The organism is uncultured Pseudokineococcus sp. (genome assembly GCF_947499845.1).
GTDB lineage: Bacteria > Actinomycetota > Actinomycetes > Actinomycetales > Quadrisphaeraceae > Pseudokineococcus.
Genome location: NZ_CANMPM010000028.1, coordinates 22,805 through 28,932, shown reverse-complemented (window position 1 = coordinate 28,932; position 6,128 = coordinate 22,805). Strand labels below are relative to the sequence as shown.

Below are 6,128 nucleotides of genomic sequence, written 5' to 3'. Positions count from 1 at the left end.
TGGATGCCGCCCACCGCGGCGTCGCGGCGGAAGCCGGGGAAGCGGCGCTGGATGCCGGCGCGGGTGAGGTGGCGGTGCAGGGGGACCGTGCGCTTCCCGCTGCCGCCGCCGCGGCCGAAGACGCCCGCCATGCCGTCGTAGAGCGCGATGCCGGAGCCGATGTAGCCGCGCTGCCAGTGCTTCTCGAGCGGGAAGATGAACGGCACGGGGTGCACGAGGTGCGGCGCCAGGCGGTCCACGAGCAGGCCGCGCTCGCGCAGGGCCTCGTGGACGAGGTGGAAGTCGAGCATCTCCAGGTAGCGCAGGCCGCCGTGGATGAGCTTGCTGGCCCGGCTGGAGGTGCCCGCGGCCCAGTCGCGGCGCTCGAGGACGCCGACCGTCAGGCCGCGGCTGGCGGCGTCGAGGGCGGCGCCGGCGCCGGTGACGCCCCCGCCGACGACGAGGACGTCCAGCTGCTCGGTGCTCATCCGCTCGAGCGCCTCGGCGCGGGTGGCGGCGGAGAGGGTGGTGCTGCTCATCGTCGAGGGACCTCCGGGTGCTGCCCGCTGCCCGCGGGCGTCGGGGAGGGCGCCCCGTCGGCGTCCTCGTCCGTCCCGGCGATCGTGCTCCCGCACCCGCCGTCTGGCCCGTCGTCTGCACGGACGTGCACACTGGGCGAGCGGCGTCCCCGGCGTGGGGGCGCGCCGACCGGCGGGGGGCGGGGCGTGGCGGCGGACGAGGAGGATCTCGAGCGGGTCGCGCGCCGGTACTGGGACGACGGCGTGACCATGGACGTCATCGCCCGCGAGGAGGCCGTCTCGCGCAGCACGGTCTCGCGGATGCTCGACGCCGCCCGTGCCGCGGGCATCGTGCAGGTGACGGTCCGCAGCGTGCACGGACGTGCAGCCGGCCTGGCGGCCGGGCTGCGGGAGCGCTTCGGCGTCGACGTGGTCGTGGAGCCGGTGCCCGACGGCGCCACGGACCTCGCCCGCCTCGACGCCGCGGCCGCCGCGACCGCGCGGCTCCTCGACGAGCTCATGGGCAGCGGCATGGTGCTCGGCGTGGCGTGGGGCACGACGACGAGCGCGGTGGCCCGCCACCTCACCGCCCGCTCGACGGTGGACGCCCACGTCGTCCAGCTCAACGGCGGAGCCAACACGCGCAGCAGCGGCCTCGGGTACGCGGGGGAGGTCGTCGACCGCTTCGGCGCGGCCTGGGGGGCCGAGGTGCACCAGTTCCCGGTGCCCGCCTTCTTCGACGCCGTCGCGACCCGCCGCGCCATGTGGCGCGAGCGCAGCGTGCGAGGCGTGCTCGCGCTCCAGCAGCGCTGCGACGTCGCCCTCTTCGGCGTCGGCACGGTGGCCGCCGGCGTCCCCAGCCGCGTCTACACGGCCGGCTACCTCACCGACGCCGACCGTCTGTCGCTGGCGGAGGAGCACGTCGTCGGCGACGTCTGCACCGTCTTCCTGCGCCGCGACGGCAGCTGGGAGGGCGTGCCGCTCAACGCCCGCTCGAGCGGGCCGCCGCCACCGGCGCTGCGGCGCATCCCGCGGCGGGTGTGCGCCGTCGCCGGCACGGGCAAGGTCCCCGCCCTCGCGGCCGCGCTGGCCGCCGGTTTGGTCACCGACCTCGTGCTCGACGGCGCGACCGCCCGGGCGCTCATGGCGCACCGCTGAGCGGGTCCAGGCCCTTCTCTTCTTCGTACGACGCCCCGTCATCGGGACGGCGAGCGGGCGGGGCATCTGGGACGTCGGAGGCCGGTACGGCGTGTCGCCACGCGCTGAGCTGGGCTGTCACCACTCGCGGTCGCCTGCTGGGACGGCGGCCAGACCGCGTCCCGGCCGGTCGCGACATCGAGGCTGCAGTCACCGCGGCGGCCTTGCGTGACTGCGACCTCGACGTCGTCGCCGAGATGGAGGTCGTGGTCTCGGATCCGCTCGACGAGTGACCGCAGCCCCCATTCCGCGCTGAGCGCGGGAGTGGAGGAGGGGCGGCGAGCCGACCCGCAGTCGCCCACCGTTGCGACGACCCCCTGAGGCCACCGTCGGCTGCTGGGACGCCGCGTGACCGTCCTCTGCGGGATGGCGTCGGACGACGACAGGAGCGTCAGCAGGTCGTCTGACGGTCGGGGCGTCAGCCTTGCCCTTGCCGTCGCGGAGGGGCAGCGTCAGGTCATGCCCATGCGCCGCGGCGTGGTCGTGCTGGCCCCCTTGGGGCTCAGCTGCGCGCTGCTGGGTCTGGTGCCCGTCCCGGCAGCTCGGGCCAGCTGCGCCGGACCCGTCGTCGCTGTCGGCGAGACCGTCGACGACGCCCGCGCCCCGGTCAGCGGCGTCCTGCCCGCTCCAGGAGCAGACGTCACCGTCTCGGGCGTCGGGTTCCACACCGGCTGCGACGACACCGGCCAGGGCGCCGGCTGCTCCGCGCCCGCCAGCACCGAGGCCCCGATGCGCGACGTGGAGCTCGTGCTGCAGCAGGGCGACAGGTCCTGGACCCTCGGCACTCAGGACGCCGCGCCCCGGGACGAGCGCTACGCCATCATCTGGACCGGCCAGGTGCCTCCCGAGGCACGACCCGGGCCAGCGACCCTGCGGGCCGGCTCCAGCGGACTACCTGTCCAGATCTCCGGCTGATCCGGAGAGCCAGCTCGCGCGACCGTCAGTGGTCTCGGCGCGGTGCGAGGCCAGCGATCGGTGTGCGGGACGCGCCCGTCGACGTCCTCGTCATGGACGGCCGGCATGGACGCGGTCGGACAGCGTCGGCGCGCCGTCGCCGGCGAGGGTGTCGAGGGATGTGGGGCGCCCGGTGATGGACAGGGCGAGGGCCTCGCAGGTGCCGGTGACGAGGGCCCCGCTGCCGCTGTTCCACGGGTGGTCGGTGGCCTGCAGCTGGAGACCGTCGAGTCGGCCGCGGGGGAGGAAGCCGGCTGCCCGTGCTCGGGGGGTGGTGAGGAAGTCCAGGACGCGGGCCCAGTCGGTGACGGGTGGGGTGGAGGTGATGGCCAGGGGGATGGCTACGTCGCGCAGGTGGATGCAGGAGTCGGCGAAGGGGCCGCCGGGGCCGATGCCGGGTGGGGTGAGGGCTGTGCTGCTGCGTCGGCGCAGGGTGTCGACGAGGTGGTGGGCGGGCTGGTCGGCGTAGGTGCGTGCGAGCCGGTCGGAGGTCTGACCTGCGCGGCCGTGGTCGCGCAGGACCTCGCGCGCGAAGCGGGGAAGGCTGAGGTCCACGGTCATGACGAGGTGGCCCAGGACGTCGCGGCATCGCCAGCCGGTGCAGAGGCTGGGGGTGTCGAGCTGGTCGTCGTCGAGGTCGGCGAAGAGGTCGGCGATGGCTCGCCGGTTGGTGGTCGTGCGGGTCTGCACGTCGTCGGGCATGCCGCTGACGATGGCAGAGACGTGCCACGGTCCCAGGATCGTCTGCGGACACGGACCGCTGCCGGAGCCGGCGCTGCGGGACGACCGTGCTGCAGGTGCCGACCGTCCCCGCGCGTCTCGCTCCCTTCCGGCCATCTCGTCGAACGCCCTGCCATCCTCCGTGGGTGCTGAGACCGCCGGTGCCGCTCGCGGAGGACGTCGTCGACGCTCCGGCCAAGGCCCAGATCGAGACCTTCCTGGACCAGCACCGCCTGGTGCTCACCGCCTGCCTGGACGGCCTCGACGAGGACCGGGCGCGCCGGCGGCTCGTGCCGTCGTCGACCACCCTGCTCGGCCTGGTCGAGCACGCCACCTTCGTCGAGCGGGTGTGGTTCGACGAGGCGATCACCTGCCGCTCGCGTCAGGAGATCGGCCTCGAGGCCGGACCGGAGGAGTCCTTCGTCCTGCACCCGGGCGACACCGTCGCGAGCGTCCAGGAGGCCCACCTGGCGGCGTGCACGGCCTCGCGGCGCGCCACGGCAGGCCTGGACCTCGACGACCTCGTCCACGGCAACCGTCGCGGCCCGCTACCGCTGCGCTGGGTCTACCTGCACGTGCTGCGGGAGCTCGCGCACCACTGCGGGCACGCCGACATCCTCCGCGAGCAGCTCCTCGCCGCCCCGGCCGGCGCGGTACCGCACGTGCCCGCAGGCGACCGGTAGGCGGGGGCGTGCCCTCGGGCGGCCCGCGGCGGCCTCGGCTGGCGTGCGGCAGGAGGCACTCCCTCGGGGTGCTCCTCGACGGGGCGGTGGCTGCCGCGGGCGACGGCCCAGCAGGGGAGTGCGACGTCCACGGCTGGCGCGACGTCGTCGCCGTCGCCGCGGGGAACGTGCATCCGGCGAGGAACACGTGCAGGTCGCACTCGCTGGGCCTGCGCTCGGACGGGACCGTGCTGGCGACCGGGTGGGACGCCGACGGCCAGTGCCAGGTCGGGCACTGGCGCGAGGTCGTGGCCGTCGCCGCCGGGTGGCGCCGCTCGGTCGCCCTGCTCGCCGACGGGCGGGTCCTGGCCGCCGGGCGGACGGCGGAGGGCGCGTGCGAGGTGGTCTCGTGGCGGGAGGTCGTCGCGGTCGCGGCCGGCGACTGGCACACCGTCGGCGTCCGCGCGGACGGCACAGCCGTCGCCACCGGCGTCGACCGCTTCGGGCAGTGCGCCGTGCAGGACTGGCGCGGGGTGGTCGACGTCGTGGCCGGGTACCTGCACACCGTCGGCCTGCGCGGTGACGGGACGGTCGTCCCGGCCGGTCGCAGCGACGCCGGGGCCTGCGACGTGGGCGGCTGGTCGGACGTCGTCGCGGTCGCCGCGGGCAGCCACCACACCGTCGCGCTGACCGCCGACGGCAGAGTGCGCGCGACCGGGGCCGACGACCACGGCCAGTGCGCCACCAGCGGCTGGCGGGACGTCGTCGACGTCGCGGCCGGCGCCGCCCACACCCTCGGCCTGCGCGCTGACGGCACCGTCCTGACGGCCGGCGACGACTCCGACGGCCAGTGCGCCGTGGCCGGTTGGGCCACGAGGGTCAGTGGTCCCGGATCCGCGAGGCCGGATCAGCTCCCCGGATGAGCATCGTCCGTGAGGAACGACATCCCGCCGTCAGTCCGCTGCTGGGGCGGTGTCCGCGTCGGGCAGCACGGCGACCGCCTCGACCTCGACGAGCTGGTCGGGCCAGCCCAGGACGCTGACCCCGAGCAGGGTGCTGGGCGCGTCGTGGTCGGCGAAGGAGCGGCTCACGACCTCCCAGGCCGTGGTGAGGTCGTCGCGCTGCTGGGTGGCGACGTAGACGGTCGTCTTGATGACGCTGGTGAGGTCGGCGCCCGCCTCGTGCAGGGTGGCGTGCAGGTTGGCCATGACCTGGTCGGTCTGGGCGGCGATGTCGCCGGGGGCGACGACGCGACCGGTGCTGTCCAGCGGGCAGGCGCCGGCGGTGAGGAGCAGGCGTCCGGGCCGATCGGTGGTCGCGGCGTAGGCGTAGGGCACCAGGGGCGTCAGCGAGGTGCTGCGCAGCAGCCGGACTCGGCCGGTGTCGTCGGCGGGCGGTGTGTCCACCGCTGGACCGTGCCACCGACGCCCGTCGGCGCCAAGTGCGTCGCCGCCTCCCGCGCAGGGCGTCCCGGTCGAGGACCGACCCTGGGACGCCGGGAGACCCAGCAGGGTGATCTGCGGACGCCGCCTACAGCTCGAGGACCAGTCGCAGCGCGGCGTCCACCCGCTGCATCTCCTCGAGGGACAGGACGCCGGCCACCACGCCGAGCCGCTCGGGGTCGACGGCCGCGGTCTGCTCGGCGAGGACTCGCGTGACGCGGCCCTCGACCTCGACCTCGGGGCGGAAGGACGCAGGTCGTGCCGATGTGGAGGTGGGCGCGACGAGCCAGGTCGACAACGGGAGGTCGTCGGACTGGACGACGACGGCGAAGCGGGCGCCGGACTGCTCGTGACCACGAGCCCCGCGGGGGGCCCGGAGGCGGTGGACGTCACCACGCACGCAGCGTCTCCATGTCGCGCAGCACCTGAGCGGCGTCGGCGCGGTCCTGCTGGTCGGCGGCCAGGTCCGCGGCCTCGGCGCGCAGCCGCTCCCGCGCGGCCCGACGGGCCGCCTCGATCAGCGCGGACCGCACGGCGGAGGAGACCGCCGTGCCGTCGGCGGTGAGGGCGGCCAGGGCCCGGCGGGCGTCCTCGTCGGGGCGGAAGGTGATCGTCTCGGCCATGACCCGAGTGTGCCACGGCACGTAAGACGACGT

Annotated in this window: 9 protein-coding genes; 4 read left to right on the top strand and 5 right to left on the bottom strand. The window is 75.6% G+C overall.

Going from position 1 to position 6,128, the window contains the following annotated elements:
- Positions 1-518 (bottom strand): FAD-dependent oxidoreductase (locus Q0789_RS15915; protein ID WP_298806966.1); only part of this gene is annotated, 518 nt, incomplete at its 3' end.
- Positions 519-704: 186 nt separating this feature from the next.
- On the opposite strand from Q0789_RS15915, the gene Q0789_RS15910 reads away from it, so the two are divergent.
- Positions 705-1,655: a sugar-binding transcriptional regulator gene (locus tag Q0789_RS15910; RefSeq protein ID WP_298806964.1), complete on the top strand. Its 951-nt coding sequence runs from the start codon at positions 705-707 to the stop codon at positions 1,653-1,655.
- Positions 1,656-2,153: 498 nt separating this feature from the next.
- Positions 2,154-2,609 carry a hypothetical protein gene (locus Q0789_RS15905; protein WP_298806963.1) on the top strand — a complete coding sequence of 152 codons (456 nt, stop codon included), beginning with the start codon at positions 2,154-2,156 and terminating at the stop codon, positions 2,607-2,609.
- 90 nt (positions 2,610-2,699) lie between these two features.
- Here Q0789_RS15905 and Q0789_RS15900 read toward each other — a convergent pair whose 3' ends face one another.
- Positions 2,700-3,350, bottom strand: coding sequence for a maleylpyruvate isomerase family mycothiol-dependent enzyme (locus tag Q0789_RS15900; protein ID WP_298806962.1), 651 nt, complete (start codon positions 3,348-3,350; stop codon positions 2,700-2,702).
- 164 nt (positions 3,351-3,514) lie between these two features.
- Here Q0789_RS15900 and Q0789_RS15895 point away from each other — a divergent pair, with 164 nt between their 5' ends.
- Positions 3,515-4,051, top strand: coding sequence for a DinB family protein (locus tag Q0789_RS15895; RefSeq protein WP_298806961.1), 537 nt, complete (start codon positions 3,515-3,517; stop codon positions 4,049-4,051).
- A gap of 68 nt (positions 4,052-4,119) precedes the next feature.
- Complete coding sequence (locus Q0789_RS15890; protein ID WP_298806960.1) at positions 4,120-4,953, top strand: hypothetical protein; 834 nt, start codon at positions 4,120-4,122, stop codon at positions 4,951-4,953.
- Positions 4,954-4,983: 30 nt separating this feature from the next.
- Here Q0789_RS15890 and Q0789_RS15885 read toward each other — a convergent pair whose 3' ends face one another.
- The 3 genes from Q0789_RS15885 to Q0789_RS15875 form a co-directional block, all read right to left on the bottom strand.
- Positions 4,984-5,436, bottom strand: coding sequence for a RidA family protein (locus Q0789_RS15885; RefSeq protein WP_298806959.1), 453 nt, complete (start codon positions 5,434-5,436; stop codon positions 4,984-4,986).
- 124 nt (positions 5,437-5,560) lie between these two features.
- Positions 5,561-5,872 carry a type II toxin-antitoxin system PemK/MazF family toxin gene (locus Q0789_RS15880; protein ID WP_298806958.1) on the bottom strand — a complete coding sequence of 104 codons (312 nt, stop codon included), beginning with the start codon at positions 5,870-5,872 and terminating at the stop codon, positions 5,561-5,563.
- On the bottom strand, positions 5,862-6,095 hold the full coding sequence (locus Q0789_RS15875; RefSeq protein WP_298806957.1) for a hypothetical protein: 234 nt from the start codon (positions 6,093-6,095) through the stop codon (positions 5,862-5,864). The genes Q0789_RS15880 and Q0789_RS15875 overlap by 11 nt, the downstream gene beginning before the upstream one ends.
- Between the last annotated feature and the right edge of the window lie 33 nt (positions 6,096-6,128).

What these genes read in the sequence shown, in the direction of transcription:
- Q0789_RS15905 (WP_298806963.1), top strand. Translation starts at nt 2,154, where the DNA reads ATGCCCATGCGCCGCGGCGTGGTCGTGCTGGCCCCCTTGGGGCTCAGC.
- Q0789_RS15900 (WP_298806962.1), bottom strand. Translation starts at nt 3,350, where the DNA reads ATGCCCGACGACGTGCAGACCCGCACGACCACCAACCGGCGAGCCATC.
- Q0789_RS15875 (WP_298806957.1), bottom strand. Translation starts at nt 6,095, where the DNA reads ATGGCCGAGACGATCACCTTCCGCCCCGACGAGGACGCCCGCCGGGCC.